Source organism: Candidatus Poriferisodalis sp., assembly GCF_965262965.1.
In the GTDB taxonomy this organism is placed as follows: Bacteria; Actinomycetota; Acidimicrobiia; order Acidimicrobiales; family Poriferisodalaceae; genus Poriferisodalis.
This window is the reverse complement of record NZ_OZ253573.1, coordinates 1,237,250-1,256,872: the sequence shown is the minus strand read 5'-3', so window position 1 is coordinate 1,256,872 and position 19,623 is coordinate 1,237,250. Positions and strand designations below refer to the sequence as shown.

20 protein-coding genes are annotated in these 19,623 nt (G+C 65.8%); 8 read left to right on the top strand and 12 right to left on the bottom strand.

Annotated elements, in window-relative coordinates:
• Window positions 1-42 precede the first annotated feature (42 nt).
• From ACQY5K_RS06060 to ACQY5K_RS06050, 3 genes are all read right to left on the bottom strand, one after another.
• Entirely contained in the window at window positions 43-1,206 is a 1,164-nt protein-coding gene (locus ACQY5K_RS06060) for a CaiB/BaiF CoA transferase family protein (protein WP_428121006.1), read from the bottom strand.
• A gap of 11 nt (window positions 1,207-1,217) precedes the next feature.
• Window positions 1,218-1,745, bottom strand: a complete 528-nt coding sequence (locus tag ACQY5K_RS06055) for an alpha/beta fold hydrolase (RefSeq protein ID WP_428121003.1) — start codon at window positions 1,743-1,745, stop codon at window positions 1,218-1,220.
• 72 nt (window positions 1,746-1,817) lie between these two features.
• Window positions 1,818-3,290, bottom strand: a complete 1,473-nt coding sequence (locus tag ACQY5K_RS06050; protein WP_428121000.1) for an amidase — start codon at window positions 3,288-3,290, stop codon at window positions 1,818-1,820.
• Window positions 3,291-3,406: 116 nt separating this feature from the next.
• Between ACQY5K_RS06050 and ACQY5K_RS06045 the strand changes: the two genes are divergently transcribed.
• Together ACQY5K_RS06045 and ACQY5K_RS06040 are read left to right on the top strand one after the other, a co-directional pair.
• A complete protein-coding gene (locus ACQY5K_RS06045) occupies window positions 3,407-4,093 on the top strand; it encodes a hypothetical protein (RefSeq protein ID WP_428120998.1) in 687 nt (228 codons plus the stop codon).
• A 105-nt stretch (window positions 4,094-4,198) separates the two neighbouring features.
• Window positions 4,199-6,670 (top strand): CaiB/BaiF CoA transferase family protein, encoded by a 2,472-nt coding sequence (locus ACQY5K_RS06040; RefSeq protein ID WP_428120995.1) that lies wholly within the window; start codon window positions 4,199-4,201, stop codon window positions 6,668-6,670.
• A gap of 55 nt (window positions 6,671-6,725) precedes the next feature.
• Here the strand turns inward: ACQY5K_RS06040 and ACQY5K_RS06035 are convergent, their stop codons facing one another.
• Window positions 6,726-7,709, bottom strand: coding sequence for an isopenicillin N synthase family dioxygenase (locus ACQY5K_RS06035; protein WP_428120992.1), 984 nt, complete (start codon window positions 7,707-7,709; stop codon window positions 6,726-6,728).
• A 181-nt stretch (window positions 7,710-7,890) separates the two neighbouring features.
• Here ACQY5K_RS06035 and ACQY5K_RS06030 point away from each other — a divergent pair, with 181 nt between their 5' ends.
• Window positions 7,891-8,877: an NADPH:quinone oxidoreductase family protein gene (locus tag ACQY5K_RS06030; protein WP_428120990.1), complete on the top strand. Its 987-nt coding sequence runs from the start codon at window positions 7,891-7,893 to the stop codon at window positions 8,875-8,877.
• 75 nt (window positions 8,878-8,952) lie between these two features.
• Here the strand turns inward: ACQY5K_RS06030 and ACQY5K_RS06025 are convergent, their stop codons facing one another.
• Window positions 8,953-10,608 (bottom strand): AMP-binding protein, encoded by a 1,656-nt coding sequence (locus tag ACQY5K_RS06025; protein ID WP_428120987.1) that lies wholly within the window; start codon window positions 10,606-10,608, stop codon window positions 8,953-8,955.
• A 101-nt stretch (window positions 10,609-10,709) separates the two neighbouring features.
• Here ACQY5K_RS06025 and ald point away from each other — a divergent pair, with 101 nt between their 5' ends.
• The 3 genes from ald (at window position 10,710) to ACQY5K_RS06010 (ending at window position 13,290) form a co-directional block, all read left to right on the top strand.
• The gene (gene ald / locus ACQY5K_RS06020) at window positions 10,710-11,822 is read left to right on the top strand and encodes an alanine dehydrogenase (protein ID WP_428120985.1); all 1,113 of its coding nucleotides are present in this window, start codon (window positions 10,710-10,712) and stop codon (window positions 11,820-11,822) included.
• Window positions 11,823-11,955: 133 nt separating this feature from the next.
• Window positions 11,956-12,267 (top strand): hypothetical protein, encoded by a 312-nt coding sequence (locus tag ACQY5K_RS06015; RefSeq protein ID WP_419922733.1) that lies wholly within the window; start codon window positions 11,956-11,958, stop codon window positions 12,265-12,267.
• Between the two features lie 12 nt (window positions 12,268-12,279).
• Window positions 12,280-13,290, top strand: coding sequence for an HNH endonuclease (locus ACQY5K_RS06010; protein WP_428120982.1), 1,011 nt, complete (start codon window positions 12,280-12,282; stop codon window positions 13,288-13,290).
• A gap of 91 nt (window positions 13,291-13,381) precedes the next feature.
• Here ACQY5K_RS06010 and ACQY5K_RS06005 read toward each other — a convergent pair whose 3' ends face one another.
• The 7 genes from ACQY5K_RS06005 to ACQY5K_RS05975 form a co-directional block, all read right to left on the bottom strand.
• The gene (locus ACQY5K_RS06005) at window positions 13,382-13,768 is read right to left on the bottom strand and encodes a hypothetical protein (protein WP_428120980.1); all 387 of its coding nucleotides are present in this window, start codon (window positions 13,766-13,768) and stop codon (window positions 13,382-13,384) included.
• Window positions 13,765-14,016, bottom strand: coding sequence for a hypothetical protein (locus ACQY5K_RS06000; RefSeq protein WP_428120978.1), 252 nt, complete (start codon window positions 14,014-14,016; stop codon window positions 13,765-13,767). Before ACQY5K_RS06000 ends, ACQY5K_RS06005 begins: the two co-directional genes overlap by 4 nt.
• 133 nt (window positions 14,017-14,149) lie before the next feature.
• Window positions 14,150-15,358: an ATP-binding protein gene (locus ACQY5K_RS05995; protein WP_428120975.1), complete on the bottom strand. Its 1,209-nt coding sequence runs from the start codon at window positions 15,356-15,358 to the stop codon at window positions 14,150-14,152.
• Between the two features lie 166 nt (window positions 15,359-15,524).
• Complete coding sequence (locus tag ACQY5K_RS05990) at window positions 15,525-15,743, bottom strand: type II toxin-antitoxin system HicA family toxin (RefSeq protein WP_428120972.1); 219 nt, start codon at window positions 15,741-15,743, stop codon at window positions 15,525-15,527.
• Window positions 15,744-15,758: 15 nt separating this feature from the next.
• A complete protein-coding gene (locus ACQY5K_RS05985) occupies window positions 15,759-15,968 on the bottom strand; it encodes a type II toxin-antitoxin system HicB family antitoxin (protein ID WP_428120969.1) in 210 nt (69 codons plus the stop codon).
• Between the two features lie 244 nt (window positions 15,969-16,212).
• Window positions 16,213-16,605 (bottom strand): very short patch repair endonuclease, encoded by a 393-nt coding sequence (locus ACQY5K_RS05980; RefSeq protein WP_428122575.1) that lies wholly within the window; start codon window positions 16,603-16,605, stop codon window positions 16,213-16,215.
• 120 nt (window positions 16,606-16,725) lie between these two features.
• Window positions 16,726-17,295, bottom strand: a complete 570-nt coding sequence (locus ACQY5K_RS05975) for a peroxidase-related enzyme (protein ID WP_428120967.1) — start codon at window positions 17,293-17,295, stop codon at window positions 16,726-16,728.
• Between the two features lie 146 nt (window positions 17,296-17,441).
• Here ACQY5K_RS05975 and ACQY5K_RS05970 point away from each other — a divergent pair, with 146 nt between their 5' ends.
• Together ACQY5K_RS05970 and ACQY5K_RS05965 are read left to right on the top strand one after the other, a co-directional pair.
• On the top strand, window positions 17,442-18,008 hold the full coding sequence (locus ACQY5K_RS05970; protein ID WP_428120965.1) for a carboxymuconolactone decarboxylase family protein: 567 nt from the start codon (window positions 17,442-17,444) through the stop codon (window positions 18,006-18,008).
• Window positions 18,009-18,043: 35 nt separating this feature from the next.
• Window positions 18,044-19,570, top strand: coding sequence for a cell wall-binding repeat-containing protein (locus ACQY5K_RS05965; RefSeq protein WP_428120962.1), 1,527 nt, complete (start codon window positions 18,044-18,046; stop codon window positions 19,568-19,570).
• Window positions 19,571-19,623 lie beyond the last annotated feature (53 nt).

Below are 19,623 nucleotides of genomic sequence, written 5' to 3'. Positions count from 1 at the left end.
CGATGGACGGCAGGCACCAGCAGGTGTGCGCGCCTCTGGCGCTCAGGCGACGATGCCATCGGCGCGTAGCGCGGCGATGGCATCGGTCGAGCAGCCCAGCTCAGCGAGGACTTCGTCGGTGTGCTCGCCCTTGCCTGGCGCCAGGCGTTCCAGCTGGGTGGGCGTCTTGCTGAACCGTGCCGGGAACCGGGTGGTGCGGATGTGGCCCGCGGTCGGGTGCTCGTGTTCGACGATGGTGCCGTTGTGACGCACCTGCGGGTCGTCGAAGATCTCGCTGCGGTCCAGCACAGGTGCACACGGCACATCGGCTGCCTCAAGTGCTTCGAGTGCCTCGGCCGTGGTGAGCTCGACGAGCAGCTTCGCAAATTCCTCGCGTTGAGCGTCGGAGTTCTGCAGCCGTGCGGCGCGGGTGGCGAAACGGGGGTCGTCCGCGAGGTGCGGGGCGCCGAGCGCGGCGCAGGCGCGGGCGTACTGGCCCATATTGACCCAGTTCGCAGCGACCCAGCCGTCGGCCGTCTTCCATGGGCTGTACCACTCGCTGTAGGTCGGCGTGGGCTGGGCGTCGGGGACGGATTCGTTCCAAAAGACCTCGAGCCACATCCACGACAGCATCGAGTCGAGCAGGTTCACCTCGATGTGCTGACCGCCAGCGCCGTTCGCTCGGGCGAGGAGCGCGCCGAGCACTGCGTTGGCACCCGTCATGGCCGCGGTCTTGTCGGCCACGACGGCCTTCACGAAGTCGCCGTTCTGCGCCTCGGCCATGCCCGTCAGCGACTGGATGATGGGGTCATAGACCGGGCGGTGCGCGTACGGACCGTCGGGGCCGAAGCCCGACACTGACAGGTACACGAGCTCGGGATTGATCTCGCTCAGATCGTCCCATGCGATGCGCAAGCGCTCGGCGACACCGGGCCGGAAGTTCTGCACGAACACGTCGGCGCGTTCGACGAGCTGCATCAGGATTTCGTGGCCGCGCGGATCGCGAATGTCGAGGTCCATGCCGCGCTTGTTGCGGTGCATCTGCACCCAGCAGCCCGACTGGTCGCCGATGATCGCACCTGTGAGCCGCATCACATCGGGGGTGCCGACCTTCTCGATAAGCACGACATCGGCACCCATCTCGGCGAGGTGCGACGACACCCACGCTCCCGCGACGGCGCTGGAGACGTCCACCACCGTGATGCCCTCTAGCGGTCCCGTGCCCATTGGTGTCTCCCTCAGTGCGTCCGGGACGTTCCCGAACGGTGATGCCGCATGAACGACGTCGTAGCTGAGTTCCAGCCTGCCGGATCCTGCGCGTTCACCGCGTGCGAGGCCGGCACATCAGCGATCTCGACACCCGGGATCAGCCGCACCGTCGGCAACAGGCGCTGGAAGCGACCCTCCTCGGTGTCGTTGGTGAGCACAGCGTCGATGACTCGCTCGGGGTTCGCCAGCACGTAGTGCAACACCCACGCAGCGCCCATCGACTGGCCGATCACCCAGACCTGGCTGGTGCCGAGCTCGCAGCGAATCCGCTCGAACTCGGCGACGTAGCCGCTGGGCCGGTACCGATTCGTGTCGGCGGGACTCGGCGATCGGCCGTGGCCCCACAACTCGATCACCACCGGCTGGCAGACCTCCGCGAGCGCTGCGACGTTGTCGTTCCAGTACGAACGACTGCCGAGCGCTCCGTGCACGATCAGCGCGGGTGGGCCGTTGCCGTCGTGAACGACAGTGTGGAGCTTCTCGGTGTCAGCACTCATCGCGCGTCGAGAATCACCAGCGTCCGCGGTGCGATGCGTCTTGTCAGTGATCGGGTTGGCTTCGGCGGCCGGCTAGAAGCCGTCGGGGCGGGTGAATCCGCCGAGCGCCTGCTGCAAGAAGCGGCCGACGGCCAGTGTGGTGCGGTCCTCGAGGAACGGGCCTGCGATCTGCACGCCGACCGGCAGATCACCCCCTGTGTCACCGTCGCCGGCGGGCACCATGCCGACCGGCACCACCGTGGCGGGCAGCCACGACACGCCCGTGAGCCCCATCCACTTGATGATGTCGAAATAGGGGCGGCTCTCGCCGTTGACGGCGATCGTGCGCTTGGTCGCCGGACGGCTGTGGTCGTGTCGGACAGCGGCTGTCGGCGTCACCGGCAGCAGCACGACATCCCAGTCGGCGAAGAACTCTTCCCAGCGCTTGCGCTGCTGCAGCCGGCGTTCGTGCCAGCTCAGCCACTCGCGGTGGCGAAGCGCCGCGTACCAGATGCCGAGATCGCCGTCGGGGGCGTCGTCGGATGAGGCGATCTCTTCGAGTTCGGAGAGCGTCCAGGTGCCGGCTTCGGCCGCGGACAGCAGGTGCAAGAACGTGTCGACTGCTTTGTCGAAGGTGAACGCAGGTCGAGCCTCCGTGTCGACCGTCGCGCCCGCGCCCTCGAGAGCGCTCGCCGCGCCCAGCAGCAGATCCCGGTACTGAGTGTCGATGGGGCAGGACTCTTCATCCAGCCATACCGCCACGCGGAAGCTTGAGATGTCGCTATGGCGGGCAGGCGGCAGATCCAGCGAATAGGCCTTGGAGTTCCACGCATCCGGTCCGGCGAGCACCTCGAGCGCCATTTCGAGGTCGTCCACGTCGCGGGCCATCGGGCCGGCGACAGCGATGTCGGCCTGGCTCAGCGTGCCCGGCATGCCCGGAATCTGCCCAAGCGCCGAAACGACGCCATAGCTGGGCTTGTGCCCGCACACGCCCGACCAGTGGGACGGGATCCGGATGGAGCCGCCGATGTCGGAGCCGAGTTCCAGCGGCGTGTAGCCGGCCGCGAGCGCTGCGCCCGAACCGCCCGACGAGCCGCCCGGGGTGTGCTCGATGTTGTAAGGGTTGCCCGTGGTTCCGTACACCTTGTTGTACGACTGCGCGTCGCCCGCCCAGATCGGCAGGTTGGTCTTGGCGAACACGACGGCGCCGGCGGCCTTGTAGCGAGCGACGGGATCGGCGTCGCGCTCGGGCACGAAATCGGCCAGCTCGGGCGCTCCGGACGTCGTGACGAGACCCTCGGTCTGGAACGAGTCCTTGATCGTGATCGGCACACCGTGCAGCGGACCCAGCCCGTCGCCGCGCGCGACGGCGGCATCGGCCGCGTCGGCGGCTGCTCGGGCACGATCGGCATCCAGCGCAACGACGGCGTTGACCGGACCGTCCAGCCGACCCACTCGGGCCAGCGCTGCGTCGAGCAACTCGCGGGACGAAACCTCCTTCGCGGCAATGGCAGCGGCCGTTCGGCGCGTGCTCTCGTATGCGAAGTCTGTGTCATGCGCTGACATATTCCCGGCCCTCCTGTTGTGGCGTAGACGTGACCCAAAACGTGGTCGCGCAACCTAGTTCGCCGGTGTGCGGAAAACCGCTTGCGGGGTGGCCGCGACGGCACGACGTTGTGCTGATGAGAAACATCACAGTCTTTCGTGCATTGTCAGTGAGCCTTGCAATCGGGCTCCTTGGAACCGCGCATCCAGCGGGAGCTTGGGAGCCGACGATTGTGTCCGTCGTCGGCTCGGGCACCGGCATCTCGGAACAATCCGCCGCCCGTGACCCAGTGCTGGCTGACCTGGAGATCTCGGTCACAAGCCGCGATCCCGAACACCGGCGGGGCGAGGTGGGCGTGGCCACCAACCGAGCACTGCGGTCGCTGTCACTGCCTCGTCCTGTGCCGCGCTTCGCGCCCCCTGCAGCGCGCGTTCGAACGCTGGTCGGCATCGACACCTGGTTCTGGGTGCCCGCGTTCCAGTGGCGCCCGATCGTGCGAATCGTGGCTGCAGGCGGAGTCGTCGTGACGCTCGTTGCCACGCCAATCGCCCTGCAGCTGCTGCCCGGCGATGGCTCGCCACCGGTGACCTGCCCCGGACCGGGCTCGCCGTGGCTGGTGCCGGGAAGCCGTTCACTGTGCAGCCACGTATTCCAGAGAGCTTCGACGGCAACGGCGGGCGGGCGTTATCGCGCCGCAGTGCAAGCGGTCTGGACGATTCGATGGACGTCCAGCACGGGCCTCAGCGGAGTTGTCGGGCCGGTCGTGGTCTCCACGCCGGTCTCGCTCCTCGTCGCCGAGGCCCAAGCGGTGCTGCGCCGGTGAGCCCCGCCCCGGGTCGATGCGGCCGACGGCCGGTGCCGTTACAGCGGCCAACTAGGTTCGGCGCGCACACGACGAAACCCCACGAAGCGGGGGAAAGGGGCTTCAGTGCTGGACTGCCGAGTACTCGACCTGTCGGATCATCGAGGTCAGCTGGCGGGCGGAATGCTGGCCGACCTGGGCGCGGATGTTGTCCTGGTCGAGCCGCCTGGCGGCTCCCGGGCACGCAATGTCGGGCCGTTTGTCGAAGGCCGGGAAGGCGATCCCGAGTCGTCGCTGTGGTTCTGGTCGTACAACCGGGGCAAGCGCAGCATGGTGCTGGATCTCGACGATCCAGGGGGTCAAGAGAGTCTGCGACGACTCGCAGCGAGCGCCGACGTGCTCATCGAGTCCGATGCGCCAGGTGCCATGGCGGCCCGAGGTCTCGGACCGGACGATCTCGCTGCGGTCAATCCGGCGCTCGTGTACGCGTCGATCACACCGTTCGGCCAGAACGGCCCCAAGGCCGACTGGGCTGCGACCGACCTGATCGTCTCCGCTGCAGGCATGCTCTCCAACGTCGTCGGCGACGAGGATCGTGCGCCACTGCGCATTCCCCTCGACCAGTGCTTCTTGCACGCCTCGGCGGAAGCGGCGGTGGCATCGCTTGTCGCCCTGCGTGAGCGCAAGCGTTCCGGGCAAGGCCAGCACATCGACACGAGCGTGCAACAGGCAGTCACCCAGGCCACGCAGTCCGCGACGCTGTGTCACCTCTACAACTCGCCCGAGCTGCTGCGCATGAGCGGCGGTGCACGGCTGGGGCCATTCCGAGTCCGTTTGCGATCACCAGCCGCCGACGGCTTCGTCTCGGCGACGATCTTGTTCGGCGAGTCCATCGGTCCGTTCGGGGCGCGGCTGTTCGAGTGGATGCACCCTCAAGGCGGCTGTGCTGACAGCGATCTCGAGATTGATTGGATCCACTTCGTTGAGGGTGTGATCACCGGGCGTATCCCGATCACCGAGTACGACCGGATTCAGCAGGTCGCGGCCGATTTCACGGCCACGCGCACCAAGGCCGAGCTTCTCGAAGCATCACTGGAGCACCGGCTGCTCATCGTGCCGATCTCGACGGTCGCCGAGGTGGTCGACTCGCCCCAATATGCCGAACGGGATTTCTGGCGAGACATTGCCACCGGGGGGCTCGACTCGGTGCGCTATCCGGGACCGATGGCTCAGCTCAGCGCGACGCCGCTCGACATCTCGACACCGCCGCCGTCGCTAGGCCAGCACACCGCCGAGGTGCTCGCAGAACTCGACGCTGCACCGGTGGCGGTCGCCCCGGTGTCCCATGAGCTGGTGTCCGACGAGCTTGTATCCGCTGCCGCGGCGAGCCACCGCGATCCGGCGCTGCCGCTTGCGGACGTCAAGATCCTGGACTTCATGTGGGTGATGGCCGGACCTGGCTCGACTCGAGTGCTGGCCGACTGGGGCGCCACGGTGGTCCGTGTCGAGTCCTCGCACAAGGTGGAAGCGGCACGCACCATCCAGCCGTTCCTCAATGACGAGGCGGGCGCAGAAAACGGCGGCCTCTACCAGAACATGAATGCCGGGAAGCTCGGCATCACCATCGACATCTCCAAGCCCGAGAGCCGTGACCTCATCTTGGATCTGGTGCGTTGGGCCGATGTGGTGTGCGAATCGTTCTCGCCCCGCGCCCTGCGGGAACTGAGCCTGTCCTACCAAGACCTGTGCGAGGTCAAGCCCGACATCATCATGGCGTCGAGCTGCCTGTTCGGACAGAGCGGTCCGCTGTCGTCGCTGGCCGGCTTCGGCACGATGGGCGCGTCGTTGTCGGGCTTCTACGAGATGACCGGCTGGCCCGATCGCGACCCGGCGGGCGTGTTCGGTGCCTACACCGACTATGTGTCGCCGAAGTTCCTGAGCGCGGTCTTGCTCGCGGCGCTGGAACATCGAGACCGAACCGGCGAGGGCCAGTACATCGACATGTCCCAAGCCGAAGCGTCGATGAAATTTCTGGCGCCGGCGGTCCTCGACTACAGCGTCAACGAACGCATGCCGGCCAAGCTTGGCAACGATCATCCGTCGATGTCGCCCCATGGGGTGTTCGCGGCGACAGGCGAGGATCGCTGGATCGCCGTGGCTTGCGAGAGCGACGAGCAGTGGCAGGCACTGTGCGGGGTCATCGGCGCGGAGGGTCTCGCTGGTCTCGGCGTCGGAGAGCGTCGTGAACGGGCCGACGAAATCGCCGGGCTCGTCACCGCGTGGACGTCGGAGCGCGACGCTGTTGAAGCGCATTCGGAGCTGCAAGCGGCTGGCGTTCCGGCGCACGCAGTGGCGGATTCCGCAATGATGGCTGCCGACCCGCAGCTTGCCCACCGGCGCCACTTCCGCGAGGTGGCGCATGGCGCGAACGGCACGATGTGGGTTGAAGGCACCCGATTTGCGATGTCACGAAGCAGCGACGGCATCAGCCACGGTGGGCCGACGTACGGCGAGCACACCTTCGTCGTCCTCGAGCAGCTGCTGGGCTACGACGCCGATCGCATTACCGAGTTGGCCGTCGCCGGCGTGCTCGAATAGTTCGCTTCGGAGTGGCGCACGTTGTGAAAGAGGCCCAGCAGGGCCGCCGGGCCGTCTAGCTGGGTGCCTCGCCGACGGCCTCGCCCGTGACGTTTTCGTAGTTCCGGTTCAGGAACCAACGCTGGTAGTCGCCGTAGGTGATCGGCTCCCAGCGAGCCGGCGCCTCGTCGCTGACGGTCGTGGGCACTGGCGCGACCACGGCGTCATCCCGGGCGCCGTAGAAGAACGGTGCCGCATACCGCTCACTGTCGGTGGGGTTGCGAGCCCGGTGCGCTGTGGACAGGTACACGCCATTCGTCCAGCGCTTCAGCATGTCGCCGCTGTTGACCAGGTACGACTCAGCGAGCTGCGGCGGCCTGATCCAGTCATGGCCGGCGGGCCGGATCTCCAGACCCGGTACCTCGTTCGCCGGAAGGAACGTAAACACCGAGCTGTCAGTGTGCGGGGCGAGGCCCCACTCGTCGTCCGAGTAATCCATCGGCGGGTAGTGCGACATGCGCAGCGTCACGCTCGGTGAGTCGAAGTTTGGCACGAACCAGTCGTGCGGCAAGTCCAGCGACTGCGCCAGCACCGGCAGCAGCCGAGCGCCGAGGGCGATGACCTGGTTGATATAGGCCTCGCACCTTGCCGCGAATCCCTCGAGCGGCGGGAACTGGTTGCCGCGGTGGTACCCGTGCCGGTGGCAGAAGAACGCCTCGTTCTGGTTGGGCTTGCGCACCGGTCCGGCGATGTCGGAGGCATATGAGGTGCCTCCTCCCATGCCGAGGTAGCCGCCGACCAGCTTCCCCATCGGGATTGTGTCCTTCGTCGGCTGCGGAAGTGCGTGCAGCTGCCGAGCCGAGTCGAAGATCCGTTCCACCATCTCCCATGGCACGCCATGGTTGACGATGAAGAAGAACCCCACGTCGGTCAGCGCACGTCGCAGGTCGCTGGCGAGCGCTGCGACGGCCGCCGGGTCCGGGGCTGTCTCGTTCAGCGACGACAGGTCCAGGACGGGGATCACGTCTGTCGTTGGCGATTGTTCGACGATGAGTGCCATCTCGTCCCCCCTCGATTGCTGGCGTCGACGGCCGCTACGAGCGTACGCGCAATGGCGCACCCGGGGCGTGGGCCGTGAGGGGCACAGCGCACCGTCACAGCGCGTTGGTACGGTTCTGCCGGTTCGGCGGGGGTGTGCTGCCGGGCCGTAGGTGTTGAGCCGACCGAGGACAGGGGATCCGATGAGAGCGTGGCGACTGAACGAACTGGGATACCCGTGGGACGTGCTGGAGCTGGGCGAGTATCCCTCGCCCGCCCCTGGGCCCGGCCAGGCGCGTATCACCGTGGAGGCCACCGACCTGAACTTCGCTGACATCCTGCATTGCCAGGGCACCTACCAGGAGCGTTCGAATCCGCCGTTCACGCCCGGCATGGGAGCTTCGGGCACAGTGGTCGCAGTTGGTCCCGATTGTGACCTGAAGGTCGGCGACCGCGTCATCGGCTCTGGTGCGGGTGGCTGGGGCGGTTACGCCAGTGAGGCGCTGATCAAGGGCGCAACTGCTCGACGGGTGCCCGACGACGTCTCGATACCGGCGGCATGTGCTGCCAATGTCATCTATGGGACGGCATGGTTCTCGTTGTACCGGCGGGGACAGATGCAGGCTGGCGAGACGGTGCTGGTGCTGGCGGCCGCGGGCGGCGTCGGCTCGGCCGCTGTGCAGATGGCCAAAGCTGCGGGATGCACGGTGATCGCGGCCGCGGGCGGTGCTGCGAAGGTGCAGACCTGCCGCGAGCTCGGCGCCGACACCGTCATTGACTACGACAACGGCGACCTCTACCAGTCGGTGATGGATGCCACCGGTGGTCGGGGCTGCGACATCATCTACGACCCGGTCGGCGGCAAGTACTTCGACGTAGCGCGCCGTCTCGTGGCGTGGGAAGGCCGGCTGTTGGTGGTGGGCTTCGCCAGCGGCACGATCCCCCAAGCGCCGGCCAACCATTTGCTGGTCAAGAACTACTCGGTGGTCGGCGTGCACATGGGTGGCTACCGGGGACGCATGGACGAGGTGCTCGAAGAGTGTTACGACGAGCTCTGGCCCCAGGTTGCCGATGGCACCCTGGACCCGCTGGTCAGCCAGGAGCTGCCCCTCGATGGGCTCCTCGACGGCTTGCTCGCGCTGCACAACCGTCAGACCACCGGCAGGGTTCTGGTTCGACCTGATCTGTAAGCCGCCGCCTCAGCCGCGGGCCGCTGTGCCGTTTGTGCCCGCTCAGCCGCGGGCCACGGTGTTGTCGGTGCCCGCTCAGCCGCGGGCCACGGTGTAGCCGACCGTTTCGCGGTCCCAAAGGTCGGCGGTGACGCCGGCGTCCCGGATCACTTGCTTGCGGATCTTGCCTGAAGCTGTCTTGTCCAGCTCGGCGACGAACTGCAGGTAGCGAGGCACGCTGTGTCGAGGCATGCGCGGAACGCACCAGTCGAGGAACTCGACCGGGTCGAGCGCGGGGCCGTCGACGGCCACCACGGCCAGCACTTCATCCTCGCCGCCGGCGCCTTCCACTCGGAGTCCGACGACGGCGCTCTCGATGACACCGGCGTAGCCGTTGATGACTGTTTCCACTTCGTAGCTGGAGATGTTCTCGCCGCGTCGCCGGATGCGGTCGTTGAGTCGGTCGACGAAGTGCAGCCGTCCGGCGGCGTCGAGTTTTCCGGCATCGCCGGTGTGGAACCACAGGTTGCGCCACGCTGCGACGGTCTTGTCCGGCATCTGGTGGTAGCCCACGTTGAAGCAGAACGGCACGCGGGGCCGCACGAGGATCTCGCCGGTCTCGCCGAGCGGCAGCGGCAGGTCCGTATCGGGATCGGCGACCACCACTTCGAAGTACTCGTCAAGCGGCGGGCCGGCGCAGCCGGACATCACCTGGTCTGCGGGGCGGGTGAGGGCAACCATGTTGACCTCGGTCATCCCGTAGCCCTGCACGATTCGCACGCCGAAGCGTTCCTCGAACCCGGTAGCCCATTCCTCGGCGACGGGAAGGGCGATGACGGCGCGCATCTGGTGGTCCCGGTCGCGATCGGTTCGGGGGCTGCGCCAGATGAACTCCGGCATGACACCGAGCGCGTTCGTCAGCGTGATGCCGTTGTCGATGACGGTGTCGAGCCACTGGGCCACGCTGAACCGTTTGGTGACGTACACCGAGGCGCCGGCGTGCAGCGAGGCGTACACCTGCATGAACAGCCCGTTCGCGTGGAACATCGGCATGCAGCAAAAGAAGCGGTCTTCGGGTGTGATCTCCAACGCTTGTGCTGTCGTGAGACCGAACAGGTAACAGTGCGCCTGCGGCATGAGCACACCCTTGGCCGGCCCGGTTGTGCCTGACGTGTACATGATCGTGCAGACATCGCTGGGCTTGGCTTCCAGCACTGCGTCGGGCCGTGTCGTGGTGTCGATCAGGTCACTGACCGCCAGCATCGTGGTACCCATCAGCGCTCCGCCCGGGGCGCTGGCGTGGCTGCCGTCGTCGACCAGCAGCGTGGTCTCGATGTCGGCACCTAGTGAGGCGATCGCCCCGGTGTCCACGTCGTCGAATCGGTCCAGCAGGCCGTGATCAACCGCCACGATCCGAGGTCCGGAATTTCGTACCTGATGCTCCAGGAATGCACCACGCAGGTCGGTGTTGACCGGTACGAAGATCGCCCGCCGCTTGTGGGTGGCGATCATCAACAGCATGAATTCGGCGCTGTTGGTGAGCAATGCCAGCAGCCGATCTCCAGGTTCGAGTCCGAGGTCGGCCAGTGCAGTTGCCAGCCGGTCGGTCAGCTCGTCAAGCTCGGCGAAGCTGACCGTGCGGCCGTCCTCGAATGCGAGAAACTCGCGAGCGCCATGCGACCCCGCCGCTTCCCGAACGAGCCCAGGCAACGTCCAGTTGTCACGACTCGTGCCCTGGTCACCGGTGCCCATCGGCGGAATCGTAGACTTCGCCCGGGCAATTCGGCCCGAATGGGGGGCGCCTGCTTGCTGGGCGCGTACGGAAGTTGGACACCTGCTTGGGAGGTGACCGCATGCTGATCGGATTGCCCGGCGAACTCAAGGCGGGTGAACAGCGCGTTGGGTTGACGCCCCACGCTGTGCGCGAGCTGGCGTTTTACGAGCATCAGGTGCTGGTGGAATCCGGCGCCGGTGCGGGCATTCGAGTTTCCGATGCCGAGTACGAATCCGCGGGCGCTCGCATCGGTACCTGTGACGAGGTGTGGGAAAAGTCGGAGCTCGTCGTCAAGGTCAAGGAGCCTCAGGCGTCGGAACGCAGGCGGCTTGGCGATGGTCAGATCCTCTTCGCCTATCTGCACCTTGCGCCCGATCCTGAGCAGACGGCCGATCTCGTGGACTCCGGCGCGGCGTGCGTGGCCTATGAGACGGTCACGGACTCGCGTGGTGGACTGCCGTTGCTGGCGCCGATGTCTCGGGTTGCCGGCCGGCTCGCAGTTCAGGCGGGCGCGTGGGCGCTGGAGACAGCGCATGGCGGCATCGGCCTGCTGATCGGTGGCGTTCCTGGAGTGCCGCCGGCTCGTGTGGTGATCATCGGCGGGGGAGTGGTCGGCGAGAACGCGGCCACGATTGCCATCGGCATGGGTGCCGACGTGCGGGTGCTCGACATCGATCCGGCCGCGCTGGATCACCTCGAGCAGCGCTTTGGCGCTGCGGTCGTGACGGTCACCTCTACCCGGGCGACGGTCGAGACTGAGGTGCTCAACGCGGACTTGGTGATCGGCGCTGTGCTGGTGACCGGCGCTCGGGCGCCCAAGCTCGTCACCGACGACATGATCCGCCAGATGCGACCGGGTTCAGTGGTCGTGGATGTCGCCATCGATCAGGGCGGCTGCTTCGAGACGTCGAAACCCACGACACACGCCAAACCGACCTTTGTCTGCGACGGTGTCGTGCACTACTGCGTCGCCAACATGCCCGGCGCCGTGCCGGTGACCTCAACCCGAGCACTCAGCGACGCCACCCTGCCACGGGTGCTCGCCATCGCCGAGAACGGCCTCGACGCCCTGCGCAGCGACCCCCACCTCCGCGCCGGCCTCAACGTCTACAAAGGCCACGTCACCGAGCCCAACGTGGCTTCCGCCCTCAACATCCCCTACACCGACCCCCTCACCGCCCTCGGCCTCTGACAACAACTCCGCTGAGCCAGCGCAGGTACCCCTTGTTCGATCTGCTCATTGCGCTCGTATCGAGTCGTGATTGCCGGCCCTAAGGGATGCCGAGCCGGCAGCATCGCCTCATTGGGTCAGCCGAGGAGGATCGATGGCTCTCAGCACATCATTCGATGAGGTTCCACAAGCACGAGGCAAGGTTCGGCTCGTCGTGTCAGTCGACTTCGGCTACCGGGACTGCGAAGTGTGTCCACTGCCGCCCAAGGGGCACGGCGCGCTGTACGGCGTTTCTTGGAAGCTCGATTGCGGCAGGTTGAGCTTCACCGTGTTCGCCTGCTCAGAGCATCTCGACGAGGTGCTGGAGGGCGCGATCTTGGGTTCGCTGCCACAGTTTCGTGATGGCCGGCTGCTACGAGGTTGCGCCGAGCCCTGCGAGTGTCATCCGCTGGAACTGCGCGCATGAGAGAGTGTCCGAGTGGCGTCGCTGAGCGACTACTTGGACCTCAGCGAAACTGGGGCGGCCTCGCAGTGGCAGAGCATCGTGCAGCGTCGCATGCCGCCGCCAGGCAAGCGGCAAGTCAACTTCACGCCCGTAGAGACCGTGCTCTGCTACGGGCTCTTCTTGTCCGACGATCCAGTAGTAGACCCGCACCGCTATGGCGGGCAGACGATTTATACCGCGCCGCGGCTCGTCCACGATCTCGCTGCTCTCTTCAAGCGCCGGCCGAGTTCGATCACCAGCAAGATGATGAATCTGAACGGTTCTCGGGTCAACGGAGCGAAGTACGAAGTTGAGTTCTTCATGAATATGGGCACCGACGTCGTCCGTTTCCTGGATCTGTACGGCACAGCGTTGCGGGCGGCGCGCCGCATGGGAATCGGTGCCCGACGACTGCCCGATTTCTTGCGACTGGAGCAAGCGACTGAATACTCAATGCTCGGCCTTGAGGACTTGGCAGATTCACGATTTGACGAAATGATCGAGCAGGAGGCGGCACAGCTCCGCGCCGCCAAGCTGCGATACAACCAAGATCTGTCGTCCGCTGAGACGACCCGGATTGTCCAGCACCGTGCCCGGGTCGGCCACAAGGCATTTGCGACTGAGGTGCTGCGACGCTTCGACCACACCTGCGGCTTCTGCGGCATGGCCCCGAGATCGCTTCAGGGCAACCGTCTTATCGTTGCGTCACACATCAAGCCGTGGGCTGATTCGAGCAACCGAGAGCGACGCGACCCGCGCAACGGAGTAGCGGCGTGCCCAACGCACGATGCTGCGTTTGACAAGGGACTGATCACCGTGAACGGAGGACTGCGCGTACATCGGTCCAGGCGGTTGCGAACAAGCATCGAGGCTGACACCGGGGTCGAGCACAACTTCGGGGAGTCCCTGCGGGAAGCCTTGATTGTGCCTTCAGGTGTGGAGCCGCCGCGGAGCGCATACCTCCATTGGCACCACGAGCACATCTACCAAGACTCACTGCGCTGAGCGCTGGCCTGTGGGAGCGAGCTTGCCTCGATGGCCCTCTCGGAGGCGTGGCGAGAGGACCCGGGCACATCAGAGGTTGACTTCGCTGCGCCTACGCCCGATGCACCTGCACATTTCGGGCATGGACCGCCAGTGCGCCAAGGTCACCGACGTCACTGCTGAATACGACGCCGTCGGGTTCAGCCATGGCGACTACAACCGCATCGACCGCAGAGCCTCGCTTGGCGGCCGAGCGCAAGGCTCCCGCTCGGCGAGCTAGCCGCTCGGGAAAGTCGGTGACGATGTCACACCGCTTGAGCAGCCTGTTCGTGTTGGCATCCGTGTGCTGGCGCCCCGAGATCGACTCTGCCAGCACAACTGAAGGAACGACCGGCGGCCAGTACCCGTCGCGCGACAGAACTGCGATGAGCGCCACATTCTCCTGCTTCTGTTCGCTCAGTCGGCTCAATCCGCCCGAGTCCAGGACAAGAACGGTCAACCTGCGGCCTCGCCAGTGCCGCTTGTACGGATACGACCCACAAGTGCCTCGGCTTTCTCCATTGCAGCCTTGGAAGGTTCTCCGACCTCGTCGATGAGTTCAGCGAGATATCTCTCGGTCTCTGCGCTCAACTCCTGCCGACGAAGCTCGTCCTGGACGGCCGTCTGCAGCAGGTCGGCGGGCGAGAGGCCGAGCTCCTTGACCGAGACGTAGAGGTCATCAGGGAGATCAACCCGAATCTGAGGCATGAGCTCAACGTACTCACCGCTGGCGGACGGGCCAAGCGATTTCATTGGGGGGCTGTCACAGGCATTGACGGTTCCGGGGTTCTCGTTACCGACTCTTGCATCCCGGCGGTGAGAGTGCCGGATCGCCGCGGCATCAGGCCCACAGGGCGCAGATGGGGATCGCTTCGATCTGCTCTGACAGGTGGTACCTGCGGCGGCCGACATGGAAGACGACGCCTGCTGCGAACTGGGATCCAAGTTCGTCTCGGAGCCACATGAGATGGCGGGCATCACTGGTGTCGGGGGCATTCGTGGCCTTGATCTCGATGGCGACGATGCCGCGGGCGCCGAAATCGGCGATCAGGTCGATCTCGTGGCGACTGTCCGCCACTCGCAGGTGACACAGCTGTGGGCCGCGCGTCGTCAGAGCCGTCTCGGCTCGCAACTGGTTGATGACGAAGGTCTCTAGGAGCCTCCCGAGCAGGTCACCGCTGGACATCACGGTCGCGGCGTCAACGCCGACGGCAGCCGCCCACAGGCCGGTGTCTGCCACTAGGCGCTTGCGTCCCTTGACGAGCCGGGTGAGACGGTTGCTGTGCCACTGCGGCAGCTCAGCGATGGCGCCGAGGTCGCTGAGCACTTGGGTGTAGGCGGTGCCAGTCCGATGGTTGATCGCCGCGGCACTGTTAAGCGTGGAATCCGTCGCAAGACCTGCCGTGTTGAGCGCGTATGCCCCGAAGAAGCGACCGAGACGAGCGCTATCGGGTGAGGCACCCAACGTCGACGGGTCGCGGTTCAACATCTGGCTGAGGTAGCCGTCGAGCCAAGCGTCACGGAGTGCGGGCTGGCTCTCCAGCACGGCTTCGGGGAAGCCACCCTTCAACGCGATGTCTACGTAGCCGCGCAGATCAGGTGGGTCTGCCGGCAGGCGAATGCCCTCTCTGGTTCGCAGGCGCTCAAGGAACTCGACACCGATTGTGCCCATGTGTTCCCGCACCGTCAGCGGATGCATGGCGACCGAGAGCAAACGACCCGTGCCGGGCCACAGGGCGGGATCGCGAGCGGAGCGGACGGAGCCGCTGAGAATGAACCGGCCCGGAGTGCGGTCGCTGTCCACGGCCCGTTTGACGGCGCCAAGCACCTCGGGGACTACTTGCCACTCATCGAGCAAGACCGGTGGCTGGAGATGGCGCAGGGCGGCGTCGGGATCGGCTCGTACCGCGGCGGCCTCATCGGCGTTGTCCAGCTGAATCACGGTCGCTGCGTGGCGGCGTGCAGTGGTTGTCTTGCCTGTGGCACGTGCACCTGTGATGAACAGCGCTGCGGGAGACTCCGCCAGAAACTCGATTCTGGTGTCTGCCATCCGAGGAATGTAATCAGCCACGGTTGCAGATTACCGCTTCTGCACGCGTGTGATTGCCTATTTCACACAGCTTCAAATACTGATTCTACACATGCTGTATTGCACATTTGGCTCGGAGTCGAATACAGCTATTGCACCTTCAGCGCAGCGCCCGCGCCCGACGTGTCTATCGGCGATACGCCACGAACTCCTGCACCGTCATCCCGACATCTCGCGCGATGGATCGGAGCAAGATTGGGGAAAGGTCTCGCCCGCGATGCATTGGCACGGTCGTCGACCGTCCGTCCGCATGGCGGAATCGCTTGTGCGAGCCGCGCTGGCGAACTTCCTCAAATTCCAGTGCCGTGAGGACGGCGACGACCTCACGCGGCTTGAGGATCGGCACCGATGGTACGGGGGTTCAAGCCACCACGACGACCTGTGTGCCGACGAACTCTCCCGCCATCGCCGGGGCACCGTCCTCGAGGATCATCGCGATGACCTCGGTGAGGTTGTCGTTGAGCTCTTCCAGCGTCTCGCCCTGGGAGTGCGCACCCGGAAACCCCGGGACGTAGCCGACAAAGAACCCGGTGTCGGGGCAACGCTCGACAACAGCAGTGAAATTCTGCATCGGCATAACCTCGGTCTTGCTCTTGAGGATCAATTGTAGGCGTGCCTGTAAATCGGATCGGCTCAACCGCGATGGGAATCGGCGTGCCGGTCTTGCGCACTTGTGGCGCTTGGTAGCTCGGAGCGGCGATTTAGGGGCTGAGCCGATTGGCGAAGCTGTGGCCCGAGCGGACCGTGAGCGCAGCGAACAAGAGCGGAAAACAAGTGGTCTCGCAGCGTGAAGCCTCACCTATCCGCGCGGCCTCTTACGAACTGGCGAGGCGGCGGGCGCGTTCGCGGATGAGTTGTTCGATCTGGCCGGCTGCTTCTTCGGGCGCTTCGTGTTCCCAGACGCGCAAGGTCGTCCAGCCGGCCGCCTCTAGGCGTGCGTCGGTGTCGGCGTCGCGGGCTCGGTTGCGGGCGATCTTGGTCTCCCAGTACTCGGCATTGCGCCGGGGTTTGGTGCCGTGCTCGGGGCACCCGTGCCAGAAGCAGCCGTCCACGAAGATGGCCACCTGGAGGCGCGGGAACACGATGTCGGCCTCCCGGCGCACCTCCGGTAATGGCCGCCGATGCACGAAGTAGCGCAAGCCTCGCCGGTGCAGCGCTGACCTGACCAGCCGTTCCGGTCCCGTGTCACGGGACCGCTGTTTGGACATGCGCTCCGAGGCAGGACCCGGCAGCGCTTTGGGCTCCACGGTTCGGGTTCTACCAGTCGCCCGGGAGTGGCTGGGATGGTGATCGCCGCCGCGAAGTGCGACTGCTGTGGGCAGAACCAGTCAGCGGCCCATCGTGAAGAACTCGTCGTTGGGTCGCATCGAAGTCAGGTGTGCCATCCGGTTCGACAAGGCGAACAGTGCCGTGATGGAGCCGATGTCCCAGATGTCGTCGTCGCTGAAACCGTGCGCCCGCAGCTCTTCGTGATCGGCCGTCGACGCTGACGCCGGCTCACGGCACATCTTCAGCGCAAAGTCGATCATCGCCCGCTGCCGGTCGGTGAGGTCGGCCTTGGCTGGGTCCACGGCGAGCTGATCGGCCAGGAACGGGTCCTTGGCACGGATGCGCAGGATCGCGCCGTGCGCCACCACGCAGTACATGCAGTCGTTGGCGCCGCTGGTGGCCACCACGATCATCTCCCGCTCTGCCTTGGTGAGCCCGCTCGGGTCCTCCATCAGCGCGTCGTGGTACGCCATGAAGGCCCGCATCTCGTCCGGCCGGTGCGCCAGTGCGAGAAACACGTTGGGCACGAAGCCGGTCTTGGATTGGATCAACTCCATGCGCTCGCGCAAGTCGTCGGGAATGTCGGCGATTGCGGGCACGGGGAATGTCGAGATGGCTCGCTCGGTCATGCTCGCAGCCTAAACACGGAAGGCTGCGGTACACCGAAGCTGTATCGGATTGCGCTGCGGCAGGCGCCAGCTGTGTCGGCTCACACTTCAGCTTGCGTCGACGGTGTCTCCTACATTCATGGAGCCGACGAGAGGACTGCCTTGCGATGCACTTGCCACGACCGACCTCACCTCGCCTCGAACCGATTCCCAAGGTGGCCGAACGGGCCCGTGAGGTCATGGAGTCCTCGTTCGCCAACGCCGTCAATGTCATTGCGACCATCGCGCACAGCCGCCCGATCTCCAAGGCGTTCGGCGAATTCGCCCAAACCATTCTGTTCAAGGGCGACCTGTCCCGGCGTGATGTGGAGATTGCCGTGCTGCGCATGGGCTGGAACTGCCAGTCCGTCTACGAGTTCGGCCAGCACACGTTGATCGCCCGCGCGGAGGTCATGACCGACGAGGAGATCTACGCGGTCACTCGTCCGATTGCCGAGGGCCGCTGGACGCCGTCCGAGGCGGCCCTTCTGCAGGTTGTCGATGACCTCTACTCCGACGACTGTGTTTCCGACGCCACCTGGGCCGAGGCGGCTTCACACTTCAGCGAAGCCGAAATGGTGCATCTCATCGCTGCGGCAGGCTGCTACCGGATGGTGAGCGGTTTGCTCAACAGCACCGGTGTGCAGCGCGACGAAGGCGTCCCCGACTGGCCCACCGCCCCGACACCCACATAAGGCGGGAGTGCGATAAGCAAACCCTCATGCGAACCATGAGACGTCTCGCGGCTGGTGCCGCCGTGCTGCTTGCGTTGAGTGTCAGCGCCGCAGCGCTCGCGCCAGTCGCAGCTGCCGCGGTGGACGCCGATCTCGCAGAAGTCACGCTCACCCGCTACGGGGGAACCGACAGGTACGCCACATCGCTGCTGGTCGCCGAGGCCGTCGCCGCCGATGCAGGAGGCAGTCTCGACTCGGTTGTGCTGGTCTCGGGACTCAGTTGGCACGAGGCCGTCGTCGCAGCCTCGGTTGCTGGACGGCTTGATGCACCCGTGCTCATGACGCCGCCCACCGAGCTTCGAGCCGATGCGCAGGAGTTCCTGCGCAGAGTCGGGGCATCGAATGCGCTGATCGTGAGCGCAGGGGAGGACGCCGAGTCGCGCTCAATCTCACCGTCCGTCGCATCGGCGCTCGAATCGGCTGGACTCGAAGTCGAGTGGGTCGGCGGTGCAGACCAGTACGAAACGGGGGTCGCTGTGGCGCGTCGCACTGGTAGCCCCGGCACGCTCGGCGACTTCGGAACGACAGCGATCGTGGCGAGCGGAGAAGTCTTCGCCGATGCGCTCGTAGCGGGGCCGCTGGCTGCTCACGGCAAGCACCCGGTGCTGTTGAGCCCGCATGCACGTCTCGATGAAGGCGTTGAGGCGTACTTGGAAGAGTCGGGCATCCGCCATGTCGTGCTGATGGGCGGGACTGCTGCGCTGTCACCGGCCGTGGAGAACTCCATCAGTGGACTGGGTATCGCCGTCAGCCGCATGGCAGGAGCCACTCGATACGACACAGCCACCATGACGGCGAGTTTCATGCGTGACCACTCCGCCAGCACCTGCTTCAGCGGTGCTGAGGTTGGCGTAGCCCGCGCGCGGGTGCCGTTCGACTCGTTCAGTGCGGCGCCGCTGCTGGCCCGACGTTGCGCGTCGCTGGTGCTGAGCGATCCAGGAGCCATTCCGTCCGAGACAGCAACGTTTCTGGACACGGCTCGTCAAGCTGACGGTGTCACCGAACTGCGCCTGACGGTATTCGGCGGTGATGCAGCCGTCTCCCAAGCGGCGATCGAGTCGTATCTCGCTGGCGAGACGACCGGAGAGGCCGAGCCGACCGACGAGCCAACCCGAGAGCCGACCGTGTTGCCAGCCGGCACGTGCGGTGGCTCCAGCAGCGGCCAAGACGTGCGGATCGCCGGGCCTACATCGAGCACCGGTGCGCCGAGTTGGTCACCGGACTGCACATACATCGCGTTCCAAGAACAGGGCGCGCTGTGGGCGGCGCGCCCTGACGGCAGTGGGAAGCGCCGAGTGCTCGCAGCGCTAGGCGGAGGCGCCTTCATCGATGAACCGGCATGGTCTCCCGACGGGAAAAAGATTGCGTACTCGCGCCCGAACTTCTTCACCGAACCATGGACCTCGTTCATTTTCGTGGTGAATGTCGATGGGAGCGGCAATACCCAGTTGACCAATGGCGAAGTGTTCGACGAATCACCGTCGTGGTCGCCCGACGGAAGCCAGATCGTCTTCAGTCGATAGACCGGACGTGAGGTCTTGGAGTCAGGCGGGATTCTCAGCGGACCAAGATCGAT

What these genes read in the sequence shown, in the direction of transcription:
- ACQY5K_RS06060 (WP_428121006.1), bottom strand. Translation starts at nt 1,206, where the DNA reads ATGGGCACGGGACCGCTAGAGGGCATCACGGTGGTGGACGTCTCCAGC.
- ACQY5K_RS06055 (WP_428121003.1), bottom strand. Translation starts at nt 1,745, where the DNA reads ATGAGTGCTGACACCGAGAAGCTCCACACTGTCGTTCACGACGGCAAC.
- ACQY5K_RS06050 (WP_428121000.1), bottom strand. Translation starts at nt 3,290, where the DNA reads ATGTCAGCGCATGACACAGACTTCGCATACGAGAGCACGCGCCGAACG.
- ACQY5K_RS06045 (WP_428120998.1), top strand. Translation starts at nt 3,407, where the DNA reads ATGAGAAACATCACAGTCTTTCGTGCATTGTCAGTGAGCCTTGCAATC.
- ACQY5K_RS06035 (WP_428120992.1), bottom strand. Translation starts at nt 7,709, where the DNA reads ATGGCACTCATCGTCGAACAATCGCCAACGACAGACGTGATCCCCGTC.
- ACQY5K_RS06030 (WP_428120990.1), top strand. Translation starts at nt 7,891, where the DNA reads ATGAGAGCGTGGCGACTGAACGAACTGGGATACCCGTGGGACGTGCTG.
- ACQY5K_RS06025 (WP_428120987.1), bottom strand. Translation starts at nt 10,608, where the DNA reads ATGGGCACCGGTGACCAGGGCACGAGTCGTGACAACTGGACGTTGCCT.
- ald (WP_428120985.1), top strand. Translation starts at nt 10,710, where the DNA reads ATGCTGATCGGATTGCCCGGCGAACTCAAGGCGGGTGAACAGCGCGTT.
- ACQY5K_RS06015 (WP_419922733.1), top strand. Translation starts at nt 11,956, where the DNA reads ATGGCTCTCAGCACATCATTCGATGAGGTTCCACAAGCACGAGGCAAG.
- ACQY5K_RS06000 (WP_428120978.1), bottom strand. Translation starts at nt 14,016, where the DNA reads ATGCCTCAGATTCGGGTTGATCTCCCTGATGACCTCTACGTCTCGGTC.
- ACQY5K_RS05995 (WP_428120975.1), bottom strand. Translation starts at nt 15,358, where the DNA reads ATGGCAGACACCAGAATCGAGTTTCTGGCGGAGTCTCCCGCAGCGCTG.
- ACQY5K_RS05985 (WP_428120969.1), bottom strand. Translation starts at nt 15,968, where the DNA reads ATGCAGAATTTCACTGCTGTTGTCGAGCGTTGCCCCGACACCGGGTTC.
- ACQY5K_RS05980 (WP_428122575.1), bottom strand. Translation starts at nt 16,605, where the DNA reads ATGTCCAAACAGCGGTCCCGTGACACGGGACCGGAACGGCTGGTCAGG.
- ACQY5K_RS05975 (WP_428120967.1), bottom strand. Translation starts at nt 17,295, where the DNA reads ATGACCGAGCGAGCCATCTCGACATTCCCCGTGCCCGCAATCGCCGAC.
- ACQY5K_RS05970 (WP_428120965.1), top strand. Translation starts at nt 17,442, where the DNA reads ATGCACTTGCCACGACCGACCTCACCTCGCCTCGAACCGATTCCCAAG.
- ACQY5K_RS05965 (WP_428120962.1), top strand. Translation starts at nt 18,044, where the DNA reads ATGAGACGTCTCGCGGCTGGTGCCGCCGTGCTGCTTGCGTTGAGTGTC.